The organism is Sphingobium fuliginis (assembly GCF_004152845.1).
Taxonomy (GTDB): Bacteria; Pseudomonadota; Alphaproteobacteria; order Sphingomonadales; family Sphingomonadaceae; genus Sphingobium; species Sphingobium fuliginis.
The window spans coordinates 572,212-591,507 of record NZ_SEON01000002.1; the positions used below are offsets into that span (position 1 = coordinate 572,212).

Here is a 19,296-nt window from a genome sequence, read left to right on the forward strand (position 1 = left end):
CGGAGGGGACAGCCTGTCAGTACAACATCGTTGAACTGACGGGCCTTCTATTACTGATTTGCGAGGCGGTCGGCGTATTCTGCCGCACAAATGCGAGCGTCGCTGCGGAACTGTTCCACGCCGTAATCTGCATCTTTCGCGACATTCCGCTGTTTGATCGCTGCTGCTCCGAAGACGGCATCAATGCAATGATTGAAGTTGATTTCCGAGATTGCGTGGTGGCGTACTTCCGGACGCGAGAGCCACCATTTGGTGCTGGCCCCACCAGTGACGAGGCCGAAGATCAAAACGAACAGCATCCAAAACGCGCCCCAGCGATACAGGCGCGCCATCGCGTCCCGACTGTCGACTGGCATCAGATCGCGGAAGGTATAGAAGGCAGTTTCCGCTGCCTTCTCAACTCGTTTGGGTAGGTCTCGATGAACGGTCTGTTGCGCCTCGAATGAGGCCTTCTGGACGACTTCATCAATCTGGCGGATATGTTCTAACCGGAAGATTATCTCAGCAAGGACACCGGGTGAGTCCCGCATTCCCACAGGAAGGCGCCGTAGGAATTTTTCCATTTTGACGTAATCTTCGGAACTTGCTTCGCGCTCCAACAGATCACGATACATCTGTTCGACAAGTTGTCTCATTGGACCAGCCCCGACTGTACGCAAAACGGACGAAAGGCTCGAATGACGTCGTCCCACCACAGCTCAAAATCGACCTGTTCGGATACGCTTAGGGTCAACATCGACAGATCATCGAACGGGCAACGTGCACGCGCGATCTTCGTACGAGGCCGAATTTGCAGCGCCGGAACGAAGGTCTCCGACGCGCCGGCCGCGAGCAATTCGTCACGAAGCTCAGACTCGTGCCACAGCACGAATGAGCGGGGACTGTCGCCGAACCGACCATTCATCACTATTAGAGTTTGCTCTGGAGGCGCGAAACCTTTGACGCGGTTCAACAGAGTGATGCTGTCTTGCTCCTCATCAATCACCCAAACATGCAAAATATCGCGATTAAGCTTTGCTACACCCCGATGCACCCGGTGCATCTCGCGCTCCATCGCGTCGCCAATATTTCCGGGCATATCGACCAGGAGGACGGCATTTGGAGGGGAATTCTCCCACCCATCAAGAAGCAATGCCCAGCCATCCGTATGGCGAAGATAAGCCCGCGTCACCGGCATGACGCTACGATAGTAGCGATCCAAATGCGCATTGCGCGCATCGCAATCGAAACCGATGACGAGGTAGCCGGCTGACCGGAGAAATGCGGCAAAAATACGCGCGATGAGAGACTTGCCGACCCCACCCTTATCACCATTGACGACAATGATGGGCAGAGGCGGTGAAGTTGCGAGCGGCGGAAGTTCCGGGCAGATTGATCCTGTCTTTGCGGACATAACGGGCACTCCAGAGAAATTTGTTCGATAGGAACCGCTTGTGAGTTGCTGAGCGCTGGTGACGGAAAGCGCAGAGCGCCTAGCGGCAGTTCTTCAATCTATGCCGGTGCGGGTTATCGGCCGGCTAGTTTGCGCTCGCCTGAGCTTTCAACGTAATTTCGGCATAGGAGCCTGAGGCCGGTCGGCTCGAGACAGACGCACAAGGTTTAAGGTGTTGGACGACTTACCCGTCCCTCCTTTGTCGCCGGTGGCGAAGATCACCGAGGGCCTTTCAAGAGCATGATGCTCACGGCGAAAGTCAGCATTTTGATCGATAATCATCGTCATGATTTGAGTCCTGTTGGGCGTTATTTCGAAGAATTGCGGGCAGATGACACGATCAAACCGCCCGCCATTTTGATGCAAGGCTTGGGCAGGAAGGGTTAGTTCGGCACCATCACATCACTATAGAGATCAGCACGAGGTGCTGGCTTGGGAGCCGCGACACTGTGAGCGCTGCTCGCCCTGGACGGGACTGGAGTTCCCAAAGCGGTTTGCTGCCGCGCATTCCGCGTCGAGACCGGCTCCGCGTCGACGGGCGCACACCTCTGGCGCTTCTTCGGCCGCTTCAGCGCGGTTTCAGCGCTGACCGCTTTCAACTCCTTGCGACCAGCGGCCAGCGCCTCACGGAGGATCGACGGCGTGACGCGGGCAGCCTCCATCCAATCTCTGGCCTTCTGGTTGGCGACGATCGACGGCAGTTTCACCCGAGGGTTCGCCGCCAGTAGAGCCTTCACGAACCGGGCGGCCGCTATCTGCGGCGCGGCAAGCAGCTCGCGATCTGCGAGCAGTTCGCGCGCAACTTCCGTACCAAGTTCCGCTTCATCGTTAGTCATCTTTACGTCCTCATCTAAACCGAACCACTGCGGCTCGATGAGGACGTTCGTACACAGCTAGCGACGGCTTCGATTGGTATACGATTCGGCTTTTAATCAGAACTTTAGGGTCTTCATCCACAGCGCTCCGGGCCAGTTCACCGGAGCGAAACCAGATGTTTGAAGATCCCTCGAATTTCATCGGACGGGCGTTTGGGAACGGGTCCGTGGACATGGCGGTAGTGAAATCCCTGGCGCGGGAGGCCGTCCTGAGCGCTCAAACGCATGGCATGGACCGGCAAACATATCTCAGCCGCCTGTTTGTTGAAGAAGATCTTGCGAGCCTGCCCATCGGACACCTGATGGACCATCGCATCCGCATGCCACGGGAATTCGCCCTCGACCTCAAAGACAAAGATCAAGACGAGATCACTGGCCTTTTGGATCACATGCTTTGCGTCCGCCCTCATCAGGAAGCCCGCCTCCTTCTTGCGGACGCTTTGAAGATCGACACGAGCAAGCTAGCATCAAATCTTATTGAGATGCGTGAGCAGAATCATAGTCTGTTTTTCGATGTCATCAGCGGACATCTCGATGAGCCTTTGGAATATTTAGCGACTCTGCAGCTGGGAAGTACGGATTTAACCCGCGCACAAGCATGTCTCGCAGATATGCTTGTGCTTTATTCAATGTTTGAAATTCAGGTTCTCGCAGCACGAGCTGTGGTTTTGGATGCCGGACAATTCTTACCCTTTGACTACACCGAAATGACAGAGCGGGGTATATTAGACCTCATGTCTGACATTGCCGACGCCTATGTTTATCGCTATCGTCAGAACCATCTTAAAGCCAATAACCTTCCGCTAATACAGGGTCGTCCTCCCATACTCGCATCGAAATTTAACCTAAATTTCGCCAAAAGCGTTGTTAAATCAAAAGGAATCTCCAAGAAGGACGAAGATGGCAATTTTGGGAGGCTGAGTGACGAACTTTATCAAACGTTTGGTGAGGTTAAAGAAATCATCGATCGAGCCAAAAATGACCCAGAATTCAAGCGCCCAACTAAAGAGGATATTGAAAACTTCAAGAGCACAGCGGCATCGACCTACTTTTTTGGCATAAGCGCCGGGGTCCAAATAGCTTTTGCCGCACTGCGACTCATGAACCTCTCAAAAAGAAAAAGGCAGCTGACGTCGCCAAATCCTAGCCATCGTGAGTTAGCGTTCCGGGAATGGCTTAAAGAGGATCTCCCAGCCAAACGGCACAACGGGGCCAAGACGATACTTTTTGTCATGAGAACGTTGATCCTTGAGGATCGCCAAGCCGGCACGGCGTTTGATTCCGATGGCAAGCCTTGTCATCTGTCATCGCAAATGAACTCGCACGATCATGACGGCAACGTGGCGGGCATATCCCTGCTCAGGGATGCAAAGCGAGGCTATCCAATGAAGAGGGCTGTCAATCGAGAAGCAGTGCCTCTGGATAACAAGCTGAGCTTAGCGGGAGTTCACGAGATAGATCTCCTGCCCGACTACAGGATTGGATTAAATCTCAAATCGTCTACCTCCAAGAAGGAGACGAGAAAGCCTAAGGTTGGGCATGACCAACCCCCGCGCCCTAAATACAAATTGGAAAGCCGCTCACGGAGAAGTCCCCGAGCGCCGAGTCGATTTGGATGAGTTGACCGACCTGGTTGCAAGCCTAACGCGGGCTTTGGGGTATTTGTCTGTTAAGGAGCGACAAAGCCTGGTCGCGGCCATCGTTCCTATATGTATGTCATCTATGGCATCGGCCGAGTTGAAGGCAGCAAACAATCGTTCTGCATCCAGCTTTCTGCGGCTTCCCGAGGTGATGCGGCGAACGGGTTTGAAGCGCTCGACACTGTACAACAAAATTGCGGCAGGATCATTTCCGGCGCAAATTCAGATCTCGCACAACTGCGCCGGCTGGCGAGAAGACGAAATAGACGATTGGTGCATCAATCCAAGGTGAGAATGACGTGCTTCCCTGATTGTTACCAGTCAGAGGCCGAGTCCGGTTCCTTCATGATGGTTGATTGACCGCCGCCATGTCAAAATATCAGCAGATGACCGCAAGGCCGCGCTCACCGGAGCGATACGTGGCTGCTGCAGCCGCAACCGTATAGTCCGAGGTGAACAGAATGCCATTATTCTGTTCCACCGGAATGCCCTTGGCGATCAGATCGGAGCGTTACGCGACTGTCCCCTTTGCGGATGGTGTTATTAGTCGTTTTGATCCGCGCCGCAGATCCCTTCTTCACCACGAACTCGCTACTCGCAGTAATCGACATCTGCGCAGCACATCTCTGGCCGCGGAATGTGAAAGCCACACGGGAGCAGGTGCCAAAGTCGGGATTTCCATTTTGCTTCCGTTGGTTAGATCCCCGGAAACCACCTTGAATGCCCTCGCCCCTCTAAACTTCCGGATGCAATTCTTGAATATTCTCGTCATTCGTGGAGGGATTTTCTTAACGCATCGGGCGCGTCGCCATAGAACAGAACCTGGATCTTTGTGGCCACTTCATCGGAGAGGTCGATCAGTGCCTTGCGACACGAAACGGGCATCATCACAGTTGATGCGCCTTTTTCCAAAGCCAACTCAACTACGTCGATTGGGTTATGAATAGGCTCGATTGAGCCGCCCAGATTTATGCCTCCAGCGATGATAAGGCCGCCCTTTAGCGACCGGCCTAACAGTGCAGAACACAACGCGATGAGCGCAGCAACACCAAGCTGGGCGCCATTCTTTGCGGCATCAAAGGAGCGAATTTGGACAGCAAATTCGTGCTCCTTCGGATTGCGGTCACCGACCAATTCGCGCGATCGGGTATACAGATTCTGTTCGGCGATCTTCACGCTTTCTTTGAAGGGCGGCGGAGGTGATTGGTTCAGGATGCGAACACCACTTCCCGAGTTTTCTGTCACTTCGATCCGGAACAGGCCGATTGCCTCATCTTGGCCACCTGGGCTTATCGCCCAAACTTGTCCCGGTGGCAGCGGATCAGAGCCAATGCTGTCTTCGCTCTGCAGTTCTGGTGTGGCGACATACTTTTCGACGCCATCCAGGCCCATGACATAGCTGAACTGTGTGTTCCGGAATTCCGCGGAACCGATACGTTTTTGCTGCTCTTTTACGCGACGCCGAACTTCAAGCGCGAGGCGCACGGCCCATTCCAGATCCTCATCAGGGACTTCCATGGACGGATCAGGAAATATCAACTTCAGCAATCCAGAAACCGTCTTGTTGACGGCATTCTGATCTCGCCCAGACAATGCACCTCCGAAATGAACGCGGCCAGAAAGGACGTTGACTCTGGACTCGGCGCGAAGCCGAGAGAAACACTCTGCTAGAACATCGCTCACCAATCCGAATTGGTTGGTGAAAAGATCCTTGCTTACCTTCGGAACATCCCATCCCGGCAGATAGCAGTGGATCCGATCCATGAAGGCAGTATCGTTGCGCATCTCCGGTGGCATCGGGCCAAAGAGGTGGCCGACACGTTGTTGATGCTGAACATCGACATCGAAATTGCCGACCATCACGATGCTACCTTCGGCCCGGATGCTCTCGCGGCCGCGCGAGAATTCGCCAGACTCCATGTAACCTTTCATGATGTTCACACCGTCCTTCTGGTCGAAGGAAATGCCCGACACCTCATCGAAGCAGACGACATCATATTGGCAGACCAAGCCGCGCTGGCCGTTCGACATGTTGACAAACATCCGCGCAACCGTCGCTTTGCCCCCTGAAACGAGGTGGGCATATGGCGAAACTTGCTGGAACAAATGGCTCTTACCGGTGCCTCGTGGTCCCAGCTCAACCATATTGTAATTGCTCTCGACGAAAGGAACCATGCGAAGCAGCATGGCGTCCTGTGCACGTTGGCTAAGCTTTTCTGGTTCCAGGCCGACACTGCGTAATAGGAAATTCTTCCACTCGGGCGTGCTAAGCTGCGCCCTCCCGGCAGCAATTTTATCCAGGATATCCCGTGTTGAGAGCTGGATCTCTCGGAGGCTCATTACCTCAAAAGGTCGGCCGCCTTTCTCTTGAGCGATGCTAGCGTCATAGCCGAGCTCGACTTCGGCATAAAAACCGCCGGTGAGCATTCGGTCATGATCCAGAACGATTTTATCCGCGATCCGGACATCGTTTAGGCGCAGGCTGGGCAATGTTGCGAGATAGCTGTCTGTCTTTGCATCGAGACGCGCAGTGACGATATCAATGATGCGGACTGCCCCGCGATCCCGAGCTCTCGACTTGAATAATTCCTCTTCACCGGCACGGACCGTCCGATCCGACAGCTGGGATTGAACCATCTGGATACCTTCCTCGATCTCCTCCGGCTCCGTGCTCGCGCAGTAGCGGCCAAGCATGAACTCGACGACATAGGTGGGCACTGGAAATTGTCCGCGAAAGCGACGAACCAGGTCTTTACGGACAATATGGCCCGGGAATGCGTTTGCCGCTTTCAGATCGAGGGAGTCCAAAGCATTCATACTATTCTCCACCGACCTTCGTTGTTCGATGTGCAACTACGCGATCATGGTCATCTAGAATCACGATCGATGCTTCTTGGCCCTCATGGTCATCACTGAGCAAAACTGATGTCTTTCCGTGTTCATCCAACACTCTGCCGCCCTTAGCCAAGCTTATTCCCGCAGTTTCGACACCCAGCCGAACATCCGCACGCATATCAGCTCCGCCTGCAACAGCGATCCGCAGTCGTAAGCCTTCCCAGCGCGCTTCCGTAATCGAAACATCGCGGCTGGAGGCGCTTCCGCTAATGTCCATCACTGGCAAAATGCATTCCTGCGGGCTGATGCCGCCATGGGCATATTCATAGGCGGCGTAAAATGATCGGGCTCCAGTTGCCGCGGCCACATAGACCTGGTCACTCCATGTCCAAGGGAGTTGGAGATAAGAGGTTTCGGCGCGCGATTTCACCATCGCACATCGCGTTCGCTTGCCATTAGCTTCGGTCAAACCAGCGTCGAGGGCTGCTACGGGAAGCCCCCCGGGCATGAGCAGCCATCCGTGGTCGGTTACAATCCGGACTTTGCGACCGGTCCGAACCAGTTGCATAACAGCATCCGCCGTATCGCGGATACCAGCATCGAGACGTTCTGCAAGCTTCGCGCCTAGCGCATGGCCTTCTTCGTCAAAGTCGGCAGTCTCAGCCCAGAGGTTCTGGTTGGGTAGCAGGGCGTTATCTGTCTCCCATCCCTGGCTCTTCATCAACTTGTAGAGCACCGATTTACTCGCAGCCTTTCCATCGGGTGCGAGTGGAAGAACATCTGAAGTCTGCGACGGACCGGAAAGCAGATGCGCGACGGGTGTGACCATTGGTTTGCACGTCGCTGTTACAGTTGGGAATCCCGACCAAGACCAGCTGAGCGCGACATTCAAACCTTGCGCCGTCAGGCGTTGCTCCAATTCCCGGGCCAAGTCCATCCGAAAGCCATCGACGAATAGAATTGTGGTTGCATCGGGGGAAGATGAAGGCGGAGCGGCAAGCTTTAGCTTACTTGTCTTCAACAATTCCTGGAGCGCGACAGCTCCTTCTTCGAGCCAAGGCAAATAAATCGCGCGGATCGCCGCGGTCACAGCCTCGCGATCAATTTGGCGCGGCGCGGCAGCCAGGGCCTGCATGGCTGCCCAATCAACTGCACTGCCTTGATCGACATATGCTCTCGCCAAAGCCGACCCATCGTGAGAAGGTAGTGGCTTTGCAGCGGCAACCACAACTAAATGGACAAGGGCTTGTGCAAGGGGTGCTTCTCCCCGGCGTGCCCAGATCGTCTTTCGGCGCCAACTGTGCTCGTCCTCCAACGCCATGATGCGCGCGCGGGCCGTCTCAAGTGAAAGATCGGAAAGGCTCAGTAGGTCCTGTCGAAGCTTTGCCTCTCCTTTGATATTGAGCTTTGGATAGGCGTCCGGGTTATCCTCATGGTCAAAGAGGCCGGTAGGCTCCTGCATCGCGAGTGCAGAGACCACGCCCTCATATCCGGTCGCCGCTTCAAAACGGGCCCAGACTTGTCGCCAGCGGCCATCGCGCTTGGTTAACCTCCGAACGGCATCTGGGATGCCTAGCTTGCGAGGATCAAAGTCGAGTTGTCTTGCAGAGAGGTTGGCAAACGCCTGAAATCGCGCGGAATCAGCTGCTTCATTTAACTGACCATCGATCCAATCGAGCATGTCGGCATCAAGATCGGGTGCAAGTAAACTGTTGAACTGATCTGCGTCCCAAATTCTATTTCTCAGTTCATCGATGGGCCGAGAAAACAAGCGTGTCGCGGCTTCGCCAAGCGCCGCGCGCGTTGCAGCATCGTCGTTGACTCGCAAGCGAAGCGCTCCTCGCTCGCTCACCAGGAAAGCACGAAGCGTCCAGTCTTTGCCATTCACGTGACCGAACAACGAACCGGCCACAGTAAACCAGACAAGTGGCTGTAATAGTGGCGGACAGTCTTCCGCCCCTTTCAAAATATCTCTCGCCACACCAGGCAAATAAATGATTGGCGTTAGATCTTGGGGCCATGTGACTCGATCGATCGCACCCGCCGTGGCGGCACGAATCCATACTGCTGGACCAGTACGTTCTGCGAATTTGTAGTCGCCGTAAGTCAAAAGTTCAGGAAGGCGTTCACGCAGCGTAGGTATCAGTGATACAAACTCACTGTTCGCATCGCACCAGACAATGGTTTCAGGTGGCGATTCTGCTGATGCATTGTAGCTTGCGGTATCACGGAGAGCGGCAACGAGGGCGTCAAGTGGAGTCACTTCATTGCATCCCGAGCTGAACGTTTTTCGGTAAGCGACGTATGGTGGTCGTTGCGCCTTTCGCCTTTGAACATGGAGTACCAGGGCGCCGAGTTAACATCGGTGCCGCGATCTTTGTCCTTCAGAATCTTCGAGAGGTCGTGTGTCAGCAGACCGGCCTTGATAAACGGACGTATATTCTGCCGCACGCCGTCGTCCAGATCGGGATCCCAGCCGAGCGGCTGTTGTGCAAGGGCCTTCCAACGCACGAAAATGTCGAATGGCTTCTCGCCTTCCAGCACCTTTTCCAGCTTCTGCTGCAATTCACGCCCCTTCTCATATCGCAGAGCATTGTTCTCGGCCTTGGCGCGTGCGAGCCAGTCACCAAGCAGGGTGTAAGTCAGCTTGCGAAGGCTGGCTTGATCGAAGCGCTGATAGTGAATGAAGATCGAAAAGCCGTCCTTGAGGCCGTCGGAGATGTGCCACAAAAATGGCCGCTGACCGAAGAGAGCACAGTGCTGGCGGAAGGCGCGGTCGCGCACCCAGGCTTCCAGTGAGCCATCGCGGGCGGCCTTTTTGTCGAATGTTTTGTCAGCTTCGGCGACGAGCTGACTTTCCAGAGCATCGGTCCAATCGCCTGCGAAAGCGGCTGCCAAGAACTCTCTGAGGCGGTCGGCGAGCGACTTTTCCCCTGCTACTGCGGGGACGCCAACTAATCCGTCATTGTCGCCAAGAGGTAGCTCGACTGCCCTAGACACCCATTTTCGAGCCTCTGGTGAAAGGTGCATTGTCTTGTCAGTTTCGGCAGGCCAATGATAACCGCAGAGCCGAGCAAGTGCTACATGTATAGCGCTACCGACGAGGCAGTTCGCAGGATGCCCATGGAAAAGCCATTGCGTCGGATCTTCAGAGTATGGCTCAGGTAGTCCGCAGGGATATTTCTCCGCAGATACTTGAGTCCATTTATTTAGGTCAAACGGCACTTTTACTAATGTTGCATTTGTAACATTGACCTTTTGGTCAACTTGACGAACTTTTGACTGGAATTCCAAAGAAGAGCAAAATGCCCAAATAGGCAATAAATAATCCTCTTTTTTAGGGATAATCACTGCGACGTTTGTATCGAAGGCGTCACCCTCATACAAAGTCGCCGGAAGAGATCCCATCTGACGAATTGCGACCCCCCGTTTCCCCCATGCTTCCGAACCGCGAATGTAAGCCTGGCCGGACTGAACCGCTCGATCAAGTCCTTCTCCGCGCCAAAGAACTAGCTCTCTCCCTCCGAAATTTTGTGTTTCAGAAACGGTGCTCTGCCAGAAAACAAAGTCAGAAGATCGGCCGCCCTCCCAAAAGTAACGACCAAACCTGGGAAAGTCGGCTGGAGATATACCCTGGCATGCCGATGCATAGCTCGACAGAAGAGGGCCTGTTAATGCTCCACCAACAGTAATCCTGTGATCTGGATTGCTTTTCTGAAGTTTCTGCTGTAATATATTTACATTACCGTATGTAATTTCGTTCGCCTTTTCCTTTTCATTGTTAAACGCATTTGCGTCAATTCCGGCGAATGATGAGTTCTCGGTCGGCCTGCTACGCGTGAACGCCGTCAGAGAAACATTAACCACTTCTCCGGAAATGGTTTCAAATGCATTTTTTCCGAGCGCAGCAACAAATGAAAATTCAAAATTTGACAATAGATCATATCTAAAATCAGAATATCCTGTCAGAAAATTCCAATTCTGAGGGGAAACAAACGCAATAGTTCCGCCAGCATCTGATAGTCCTGTCATTCGTGAAATCATTGCAGTTGCCAGGTCTGATTTTGCGTTCGGAAATCTCTGCTCTATATATTGAATTAGGTCGGCGTTTTGCTTGCCGCGCCCTAAAAATGGAACATTTGTAATCTGGAGAGTGTGGTGCGAATGCAATATCTGTGCAGCATCAGCCATGCCTCGGGCAGAAATGACACCTTCCATGTTTTCAGGCTCTGCCTTTCGAGCCTTTTCGATCAACCTATCTAAGAGTAATTCGATCTGTTTTAGCTTCTCTGTCTCAAATAGATCTCCACCAGAAGGCAACAAAAGGGTTCCGAGAAGAGGAGCTTTGCTAAAAAGATCGTGCAGAGCATTGAGCGCGTATTCGAGTTGTACATCACCCTGTGATAGCTCAAGAAACTCTTTCTTGGGAAGCGGCGGTGCCGCGCCAACCCAGGCAATATGTGGCAGCGGTAGAGTCTGCCAGCCGCCCATGCGCCAAGCGGTCAATGCAACCGCGAATGCGGCAATCTGGACGCAACGCCCGTCGATCTCTAGGCCATAAAGATTGTCTCGGAGCGCAGCAGGAACTGCATCAGAAGGCGATAAATGCTCCTCGACCTTTCGAAGCGCCGTCAGAATTACCAATGCTTCGGTCAGAAAATGCCCAGACCCACAGCAAGGATCGAGAATCGTTATTGCCTTGATCTCTTTTGGCCAGCCGGCGAACGTACCTGCTGCAGGACGCCAGTGACCATCCTGATCTTCGCGCACAAAGCGCAGCATATCGAAGCTGTAATCGGGCAGCGAACAGGCCGTGCGTAAAGCGTCCTCATCTGTTGCGGTTCGAGCGAGCACAGGATTGGCCGCGAGCACCTTGCCCGCCCACCAGGCCCCAAGTGTGTTGTGCAGCAGGAAGCGCACCATGTAGGGCTCGGTGAAAAGTTGCGTAACCGCAGGCAATTCATCTGCCCCTATCTTCACACCTGAGGCATTGACCGCGGCCTTCTCTGCTGCGCGCCAGAACTGATAGGTCCAGCCCAAACTGTCCTCGGCCTGGAAAACTTCAGGATCGAGGCCTGTGACTAGCCGGTGTAGCGTTTGTTGGTGAACTGGGTCGAGATCTAGCGCCAGGACCGGATCGTCGATCCGGAACACTGCCGGCAGCATTGATGCCGCATATCGTTCCGCGATAGCCCAAGCGTCGCTTAGTCCCTCGGCCTCGGCGAGCTCGCGGCAATCCTCGAGCGAGACTGGAACGTCATATTCAGGGTTCCGGAGAAGCCCTCGCTCAGCCAGGAAGCGCGCAAAGAGCATACGATGCCAATGTGCGTATGCCGCCGCTTCGACGAGCCGCTTTGTTTCCTGAGTGTCATCGCCCTTATCCAATGCGTCCCCCAGCGCGCGTGCATGGGCGCGCAGTCGGCGGCGCAGTTCTTTTTCATCATCGCTGAGGTGGGTCGGAGCTTTGCTGTCTGCGACACCGAGGCGTCGGATGGCGTCTCGCGCGCCATCTTCAGCAACGATTCTCGCTTCCTTCACTGTCCTCTCTAGGGTGCGACGCAGAGCAGTCGGGAGATAGTTATTGTTCACTGCATCATACCTTCGGAATTACAGGACCATCAGCGAGCGCCACAACGATGGCGGCGCGGACTTTTGCCAGCCAATCATCGATCTCGGTTTCCGACTTCAGCATTGCCCCAGGCAGTGGCACAGTGCGTGCCTTGGGTTCCAGCAGTGCGGCTGCTGCCGCCAGCGCATCATCAATGCGTGCAGGAAGCGCCTTAGTCATGTTCTCCCACTCAGAGAATCCGCGCCGAGTCAGGGTGTCGGCGATCGCCTGTGGCGTATCGACCGAAGGCTTCTCAACCAGCATGAGCCCGCTATCCTGGCGAATGCTGTGCTTTTGTTCCGGGGTTAGCTTCGCCCAAGTCGGATCGTTACCTAAGCGCTCATCTCCTTTTGCCCAGGCCGCCTCCCAGGCAGCATGAGAAGCGTTTAATTGAGTACGCAGCGCATCGGATGCCGCGGCAATCAAGGGAGGTACAGGATCGGGATCAGCCAAGAGGTTGCGACCAGAACGGATGATCTCCAAATCCGCCTCCTGGTCCTTGGCGCCAAGGCGGACAAGGCGTTCGGCGAGCCGCCAATTAGGGAGGCGAGCTGAAATCTTCTCCTCAGCGGCCTTCCATACCTTCAGCTTGTCGCGCAAAACCGTTGCATCAATTGCAAGTGCGGCCAACAGGTCATTGCCCGACAAACCTTTATAAGTGCCGAGATTTGGAACAATTTCTGCTTCTGGAGCGGGAGCATCGCCACCCGCGAGCCGCGCTGCGCTCTCGAGCCGATCAAGTAGGGCGGATAGCGCCAGCTGCTCCTGATTGTTTTCAAACGGCACCTTCGCATCGGTCAGGAGGCCTCGGACCGGCATACGCTGCGCGATGGTGATGATCGTTGTTTCAGCCCGGAACGTGCAGGTTCCTAGCTTCTGTCGAGGGAGATCGGGCAGCGAAGCTGGCTTTCCGTCATCGCCCGTCACACGTAGTAGGCCGGCGTTAGCCAAAGCGATAAGCGCGCCATCCACCGTATCCTGTGACCAGCCATAAGGAGGGCTGGTGAATTTAGTCCGCAAATCGGCACCTTTGCGGCCGGGACCAAGGTCAGCAAGCAGCGCCTTACAAACAGGATGACTTTCCGGCGCGCCGTTATGATCCACGGCCTTCATAGCGTCCGGATCCTTGCGTACGGCGCGCTCGCGAACCTTGTCCCATCCTGCATGGTCACCATCAGCGAACTGAGGATAAAGGCGCGCCAGCGCATTGGTCGCTGCTTCCTTTACCGCGTCAGCTGGGGATCCATTGATAAGCTTGCCGCCAGCCTGGAAAACGCGGGCTTGTGTCACAGCGTCTCGGATAATTTCCTTTGCCGCTGCGTGGGCTTTATTAGACCTGGAATGCATAGCCGACTGCGCCTCACGGCCGGCATCCGTCTGAGGCACACCGCGAAGCTGCAAGACGTGCTCTGAAGCGCGCCAGGTCGTAAGCGCCGTGGTCAGCTCATTGTCACGTATTGGATGGCGCGGGATGAGAAGGTGGACGCTCGCATCGGTCGTTGGCGCAGCGGCAATGACCTTCTCAACGGCGGTGAGATCTTCACTCCAACCATTTCGTAGGCGCAGTTCGATGCCATCACTAGGAGCCTTATCTTCGGGCTGTAAACGATGGATGCGCCGCTGTTGACGACTAGCCCCGTGGGGTACGCTTGCCGCACCGGACAATGCCACCTCGATGGCCTCTCCAAGCAAATCACGTCGTGTACGAGCGAGTGCTGATTGATCAGCCAGGATGGTCTTCTCTTCACTGCGATAGGCAGCTTCCCATTCGGCACTTTCTTTGGTTTGGAGCCGCCACTCGCCTCCGACTTCAATTATGGCACCATCTCTTTGGAGCTCGTTCAATAGCTCTGGCACACGGCGGCGCAGTTCGGCCTCTCCGCTCAGATCAACGATCAAGAGATCGGCAATCGTTTCCGGCTGGGCACGAACACCGTGCTGATCTGCTTCCGGAGCGATGCGGCCGAGCATATAAACCAGCATCAAGATGCGAGCGTTCAGCTGATCGGCCTCATCTCCGCCCTTCAGGGCCTCAATCCGATTCCGTGTCTCATCCGGCAGGAGGCCGGCATTGTAGGCTTCCGTAGCAAAACGTCCGTAGAGAAAATCAACAGGCACGGCATAGCCGAGCGGCTTTTCTCCATATGTTTTGGCCGCATCCAGCGTCGTACGGAGCTGGCCGCGCAAAGTGCCGCCCAGGCCGGTCCGGTCAAGCTCGCGCAATATCCGTTCCCAAACTCGACGGCGAGCCGGCAACAGCGGCCAATCCAGGACAGCGTCATCATCGTCCTGCATAGTATGCGCGAGACGGCTACCCCGAAGCTGCCGACTGATTTCACCGGCATTCTCGCTAAGCATCTTGCGAACGAGTGGCTCAGCACCTGCCTTTTTGCGCAAGACCGTCTTTCGGATAACCGAGTCCACATCAGCCTCTCCGAGCGCGATCTGGACTGGAAATCGATCAAGCAATTTTTGTAGGTTTTGTACGTCGCTCAAGGCCTGCTGGCCCGTTGCAACAAGAAGAACTCGGCCATCAAAGCGACCCGCCAATCTCTCGGCGATTGTTTGAATCTTGAGAGTTAGACTGGGGTCCTGGCGGATAAATTGCTGAACCTCGTCAAGCACGACGAGCGTCAACGGCAGTTCCGTTCGGCCAAGCATAAGCGCTTGGCGTGCCACCGTTTCTAGCAAGTCTACCGTTACGGGCGGAGGCTCTGGGAACTGTGACTGCAGGTGGCGGCTTAGCTCCTGTGGTGAGCTGGCCAGCTCTGGTTTTGCCTTCAAAACAGCTGCGCTAAATCGCGGGGACAGGATGAAGTTTCGTATGTCCGTCAGAAATTTATCGCCGAGATCTTCTCGGACTTGGTCCAGGATATCGAGGCCCGCGAGCCAGAGCGCAACCTGTGCTGCACGGGGATCGCTAGGCAACCCAACCGCGCGAAGAATGATGCCAAGTGTTGCTTCGGCAGGATCAGACGGCCCGGTACCTAGGGTGTCCCCCGCAGCGACCACGCCCCCGGCGCGCTTGGCGGCGATCCGGAGTTCTTTCAAAGGGGCGGACACCTCGGGAGGTAGGTGTGGAATAAGTCCTTCTGCTGTTGCGCCGTCGGAAAACTCAAGGTTTGTCCAAAGCGAAGCCAGCATGCTTGCCAGGTGTGATTTGCCGGAGCCATAGAACCCTGAGATCCAGACTGCTGGCGCGCCACTGCCCTTGCCGATCGAGCCTAGGAAAGCCTCAAGGATTCGGGCTAGGCCATTAGCGTAGGCGCCATCACAGACGAATGTTGATAGCTCACCACGCAATGTGTCCAGCGCCTCAGGAGCGGGCGGGAACGAAATCTTCGCGACGCCCTGATTTGCCAGCTGGTAGACAGACGGATCAGTATAAAAAGTCTCGCGGTTAAGCATTGATGGCTGCCTCACAGTGCACTGTCCGGGGGAATTGGGATCGCATGATAGTTCCAGCCATCTCTGGCATCGAGCAGGCGGTAGACCCCGCCTGAATGTTTGCCTGGAAAGCCGATGACAAGGCGACCGGGTACAGCGTCCGCTATCCGGCTAATCAGGGTGGAAACGCGGGCGACGCCAAACAGCGCCCCGCATCCATCAACGGCTAGGACATCATTCGGTGAGCAGGCCTTCAAAGCCTGCTGCAGCTCAGCGATTACTGCGTCCTCAATGTCTGGAAGAAGCCCGCGGAGCTCCTTGGGTTGCTCGACCAAGGCATCAAAAAACTCATGCTGGGCGATCCACTGTCCGAACCATTTAGACAGGTTGATATGACGCCAGCCATGACCAGCTTTGAGAGTCGCATGCTCGAATTCGCCGATGCGACCTGTGAATCGGCGCTGGAGGGCTTTTTCGTACCAGACGAGCCAGATCCGCTCTGCCGGGGCGATATCGGTTGCCCATGGTAGCTGCACCTGCCGGGTGTATGCAGCGAGAATGTCGTCAAATGTGTTCAAGTTCCGGCACCCCTAAAGTCGTCGCCATAGCCTGGCGAACTAATATTTCGGTTACGTCACCGGCTGCACGTATCTTTGCCAATCCTAGGCCTTCAGCTCTCCGCAACTGGTCCAAAGCTTGGTCTGGCGTTAAGTCCAAAACTTGGAGCCAAATCGACGACAAAATTGATGGTCCGCCAAAACCGCATGCGGACGCTATCAAGGCCGCCAGCGCCGCATTTGACGGCGTAGGAGACACACGGCGACGTATTTTCTTCGCCCTGCCTTCGAGGTGGCCGCTTTGTGTCCAGCTTGCGTTGCAATTCTGGGCAAGCGAACGCACCATCTTCTCGCTCATTCGATCAGGGTGTGCCGCGTTGAAGGCAGTTTCAACCTGCTGACGGTAAAGCTGGGTCCCTTTGGGAGTTTCAAGAACTACAGGTGCGCTGTCCCGAAGAAGCGGGTCTCGAGCTAAGGCCACTAGAAGACAATTCAATCGGCGGCCGGCAAGGTCTTCCGTCCACAGCCTCATGAGCACCTTGCTGAGTGCCGGCTGGGCATTCAAACCATAAAGCGACACCATATGCCGGTAGGTTAGACCGCGGGAGTTTTTGGTGCTTTTTCCTAGGACATTGTCCTCGATCACGGCGTGCGCCAGTTCCGTCGCCGATTGCAATCCTGTACCCAGGAGCAGATCAAGTTCGTCAAACATCATCGTCTTGGATTGATGCGCACCGCCACCGGCCAAACGCATCCCGAAAGCTACAGCAGCATCAGGTTTGCAGGCCGGCCCCATCCAGTTCGGATTTGGCGTCCGGTCCGTCATGAACCACCTTGCTGCGTAGGTCCATTGCCTGCCGCCGACTTCTGCGATTCGATCCAATCATCAATATCCGATCGCTTAAACCGCCATTGACCCCGGACCTTGAAAGCAGGAATTTCTGACCTTTGGGACATGGTGTAGACAGTTTTTTCCGCGATCTTCAGCAAATTGGCGACCTCGGGCAGTGTCATAATCTCATCGGGCATAACGAGCCCCTCAGGCTATCGGGAACTCTAGCGGATGGCAGATCTTGGCAAAGGATGCCAGTAGAGATCGGATGCTATCAGGCAAACGCTGGCATTTGGTTGATGAGGTTGGATTGCTCAGGACGGCGAAGGAATTACGAGTTTGTTTGCAGGATCTTGCCCACCGGTGATGATCCTTCATCACTGGAAAAGGTCTGTTCGCCGGAAGCGCAATGAGCCGCCCACCTTTAGACGAGGGGATGTGGCCCTCCGCTGCAAGCCTAAAAATCGTACGCTCTGTCACCTTCAGAAAGATGGCAACTTCCCGGATAGGCAAAATCTCGTCGGTCACTTTGGACCTATCGCGTAACCCTCCGCTAAAATATTCTATGATTATTAAAAATGACCAGCGCATCGCGAGCAGAACGATTTCACACAGCTTATCATCAGCCCAAATCCCGAGATCCCACTGAAAGGCGAGACTGACCGAGCATCACCGAGTATTAGATCTTGCCCTTCGCGGCCCTTTCAAGAGGTCGGTTGCCAAAATCTGATTCTGCATGATCATATCAGCCCACTGCTGTGACAATTCCCTCCTCCGCTCCATATATGCGGCACGGTTGTAGATCAGCTCGCTGCCGGACATCCCAGCCGGAATATGGGCCAGCATTAAGTCAATAATGAGCCGATCGATCAGGAGGCGATCCGAACCGGGATGCGATCGCTCTACCAAGCCATTCATCGTAGTTGAAAAGGACGAACGCCATCCATGCGGAACGTGCCGCCCCTTAAAGCCGATCCGATTGTACAAATATCCGACGGCATTTTCACTCAACGGTTCCAAGCCGCTGCGCGCCCCAGGAAACGCCAAGGGGCCGCGACCCGAAAGAAGACGGGCGACACGCAGAACCTCTACAGCTTGGTGCGAAAGCGGGACAATATGCTCGAACACCTCATCTTCACGGAGTGCCAGCATGAGCTTGATGCGGGCAGCCGGGATACGCCACAGCGGCCTATCCGCAAGCTCATCTGGCTTATTCCAATCGATGCCTTCGAATTCGCTCCACGGCGCGGTTCGAATCATCCCTGGTCGCTGAGCGGTCAGCGCCATCATTCTTGATGCGAGCCGGGTAATCGGGTGGGAGGCCGAGCAATCAACGGCACGAATTAGCGCCTGAATCTCGTCCATCTCCGTCAGCGCGGGCCACCTGCGCGCAGGGGGAACGGCCTTTAGGCTGACCTTCATATCAGCGGCAGGGTTCTCGCGGCACGCACCGAGACCCTTGCCATATTTGAATATCGCTGAACACCGCTGCAGCAAGCGATGAGATGTCTCGATGGACCCTCGCGCTTCAACTTTTTTAAGTGTGGCGAGGAGAAGGGGCTCGTCGATGTCGGTTATTGGAAGCCCTCCAATGACAGGAAAAATATCTCGCTCCAGACTGGTGATGACATCGGCCGCATGCACAGGCTTCCAGCGAGCTACTTGATCGGCATACCACTGCCTGCCCACCTTCTCGAAAGTGTTCTCCATCTGAGCCACGTTGGCGAGCTTGCGCTTCTTCGCCTCCATCACCGGATCGCGGCCGTCCCGTAACATCCGTTTGGCGTCATCCCGCATGCCCCTAGCCTCGGCCAACGACAAATCGGGGTAGCTGCCCAACACGAGGCGCTTCTCTTTATCTGCGAAACGGTATTTGAGCCGCCAGCTGCGGTGACCGGCTTTCGTTACGAACAGATACAACCCCCCGGAATCGGCCAGCTTGTAGTCCTTGTCCCTAGGCTTCACCTTGCGAATTGCCGCGTCAGTCAGCATGCCCCCAAATCCTCAATTCGATGCCCCCAAAATGCCCCCAGATGACGTTGGCTTGGGCTGGATATCGCTGGATGCGCTTGGACACGCGAATCACCTAAAATCCCGTTAATACGGGCTTTTCTGGACGTCCTTGGATCC

Annotated in this window: 14 protein-coding genes; 2 read left to right on the forward strand and 12 right to left on the reverse strand. The window is 55.2% G+C overall.

Going from position 1 to position 19,296, the window contains the following annotated elements:
- Positions 1–50: 50 nt before the first annotated feature.
- The 4 genes from EWH10_RS07515 to EWH10_RS07530 all read right to left on the reverse strand — a co-directional run bounded on the left by EWH10_RS07515 (position 51) and on the right by EWH10_RS07530 (position 2,268).
- Positions 51–635, reverse strand: coding sequence for a hypothetical protein (locus tag EWH10_RS07515; RefSeq protein WP_165363341.1), 585 nt, complete (start codon positions 633–635; stop codon positions 51–53).
- On the reverse strand, positions 632–1,393 hold the full coding sequence (locus tag EWH10_RS07520; protein ID WP_130029923.1) for a nucleotide-binding protein: 762 nt from the start codon (positions 1,391–1,393) through the stop codon (positions 632–634). The genes EWH10_RS07515 and EWH10_RS07520 overlap by 4 nt, the downstream gene beginning before the upstream one ends.
- 147 nt (positions 1,394–1,540) lie before the next feature.
- A complete protein-coding gene (locus tag EWH10_RS07525) occupies positions 1,541–1,720 on the reverse strand; it encodes a hypothetical protein (RefSeq protein ID WP_130029924.1) in 180 nt (59 codons plus the stop codon).
- A gap of 95 nt (positions 1,721–1,815) precedes the next feature.
- A complete protein-coding gene (locus tag EWH10_RS07530; RefSeq protein WP_130029925.1) occupies positions 1,816–2,268 on the reverse strand; it encodes a hypothetical protein in 453 nt (150 codons plus the stop codon).
- Between the two features lie 155 nt (positions 2,269–2,423).
- Here EWH10_RS07530 and EWH10_RS07535 point away from each other — a divergent pair, with 155 nt between their 5' ends.
- Together EWH10_RS07535 and EWH10_RS07540 are read left to right on the forward strand one after the other, a co-directional pair.
- Complete coding sequence (locus tag EWH10_RS07535) at positions 2,424–3,926, forward strand: hypothetical protein (RefSeq protein ID WP_130029926.1); 1,503 nt, start codon at positions 2,424–2,426, stop codon at positions 3,924–3,926.
- Positions 3,927–4,098: 172 nt separating this feature from the next.
- Positions 4,099–4,239: a helix-turn-helix transcriptional regulator gene (locus EWH10_RS07540; protein ID WP_308507645.1), complete on the forward strand. Its 141-nt coding sequence runs from the start codon at positions 4,099–4,101 to the stop codon at positions 4,237–4,239.
- A 476-nt stretch (positions 4,240–4,715) separates the two neighbouring features.
- On the opposite strand, the gene brxL is transcribed toward EWH10_RS07540, so the two are convergent.
- The 8 genes from brxL to EWH10_RS07585 all read right to left on the reverse strand — a co-directional run bounded on the left by brxL (position 4,716) and on the right by EWH10_RS07585 (position 19,158).
- Positions 4,716–6,764, reverse strand: coding sequence for a protease Lon-related BREX system protein BrxL (gene brxL, locus EWH10_RS07545; protein WP_130029927.1), 2,049 nt, complete (start codon positions 6,762–6,764; stop codon positions 4,716–4,718).
- 1 nt (position 6,765) lies between these two features.
- Positions 6,766–9,045 (reverse strand): BREX-1 system phosphatase PglZ type B, encoded by a 2,280-nt coding sequence (pglZ, locus tag EWH10_RS07550; RefSeq protein ID WP_165363342.1) that lies wholly within the window; start codon positions 9,043–9,045, stop codon positions 6,766–6,768.
- Entirely contained in the window at positions 9,042–12,371 is a 3,330-nt protein-coding gene (locus tag EWH10_RS07555; protein WP_130029929.1) for an Eco57I restriction-modification methylase domain-containing protein, read from the reverse strand. The genes pglZ and EWH10_RS07555 overlap by 4 nt, the downstream gene beginning before the upstream one ends.
- A 4-nt stretch (positions 12,372–12,375) precedes the next feature.
- A complete protein-coding gene (gene brxC, locus EWH10_RS07560) occupies positions 12,376–15,798 on the reverse strand; it encodes a BREX system P-loop protein BrxC (protein WP_130029930.1) in 3,423 nt (1,140 codons plus the stop codon).
- Positions 15,799–15,809: 11 nt separating this feature from the next.
- A complete protein-coding gene (locus tag EWH10_RS07565; RefSeq protein ID WP_130029931.1) occupies positions 15,810–16,355 on the reverse strand; it encodes a DUF1788 domain-containing protein in 546 nt (181 codons plus the stop codon).
- Entirely contained in the window at positions 16,342–17,160 is an 819-nt protein-coding gene (locus EWH10_RS07570; protein ID WP_130029932.1) for a hypothetical protein, read from the reverse strand. The genes EWH10_RS07565 and EWH10_RS07570 overlap by 14 nt, the downstream gene beginning before the upstream one ends.
- The gene (gene mads1 / locus EWH10_RS07575) at positions 17,157–17,363 is read right to left on the reverse strand and encodes a methylation-associated defense system helix-turn-helix domain-containing protein MAD1 (RefSeq protein ID WP_130029933.1); all 207 of its coding nucleotides are present in this window, start codon (positions 17,361–17,363) and stop codon (positions 17,157–17,159) included. The genes EWH10_RS07570 and mads1 overlap by 4 nt, the downstream gene beginning before the upstream one ends.
- A 472-nt stretch (positions 17,364–17,835) precedes the next feature.
- Positions 17,836–19,158 carry a tyrosine-type recombinase/integrase gene (locus EWH10_RS07585; RefSeq protein ID WP_130029934.1) on the reverse strand — a complete coding sequence of 441 codons (1,323 nt, stop codon included), beginning with the start codon at positions 19,156–19,158 and terminating at the stop codon, positions 17,836–17,838.
- Positions 19,159–19,296: the final 138 nt, after the last annotated feature.

Excerpts from the sequence above, each read along its gene's own strand:
- brxC (WP_130029930.1), bottom strand. The coding sequence starts at position 15,798 with ATGCTTAACCGCGAGACTTTTTATACTGATCCGTCTGTCTACCAGCTG.
- EWH10_RS07540 (WP_308507645.1), top strand. The coding sequence starts at position 4,099 with ATGCGGCGAACGGGTTTGAAGCGCTCGACACTGTACAACAAAATTGCG.
- EWH10_RS07570 (WP_130029932.1), bottom strand. The coding sequence starts at position 17,160 with ATGACGGACCGGACGCCAAATCCGAACTGGATGGGGCCGGCCTGCAAA.
- EWH10_RS07520 (WP_130029923.1), bottom strand. The coding sequence starts at position 1,393 with ATGTCCGCAAAGACAGGATCAATCTGCCCGGAACTTCCGCCGCTCGCA.
- mads1 (WP_130029933.1), bottom strand. The coding sequence starts at position 17,363 with ATGCCCGATGAGATTATGACACTGCCCGAGGTCGCCAATTTGCTGAAG.
- brxL (WP_130029927.1), bottom strand. The coding sequence starts at position 6,764 with ATGAATGCTTTGGACTCCCTCGATCTGAAAGCGGCAAACGCATTCCCG.
- EWH10_RS07530 (WP_130029925.1), bottom strand. The coding sequence starts at position 2,268 with ATGACTAACGATGAAGCGGAACTTGGTACGGAAGTTGCGCGCGAACTG.
- EWH10_RS07585 (WP_130029934.1), bottom strand. The coding sequence starts at position 19,158 with ATGCTGACTGACGCGGCAATTCGCAAGGTGAAGCCTAGGGACAAGGAC.
- EWH10_RS07515 (WP_165363341.1), bottom strand. The coding sequence starts at position 635 with ATGAGACAACTTGTCGAACAGATGTATCGTGATCTGTTGGAGCGCGAA.
- EWH10_RS07525 (WP_130029924.1), bottom strand. The coding sequence starts at position 1,720 with ATGACGATGATTATCGATCAAAATGCTGACTTTCGCCGTGAGCATCAT.
- EWH10_RS07535 (WP_130029926.1), top strand. The coding sequence starts at position 2,424 with ATGTTTGAAGATCCCTCGAATTTCATCGGACGGGCGTTTGGGAACGGG.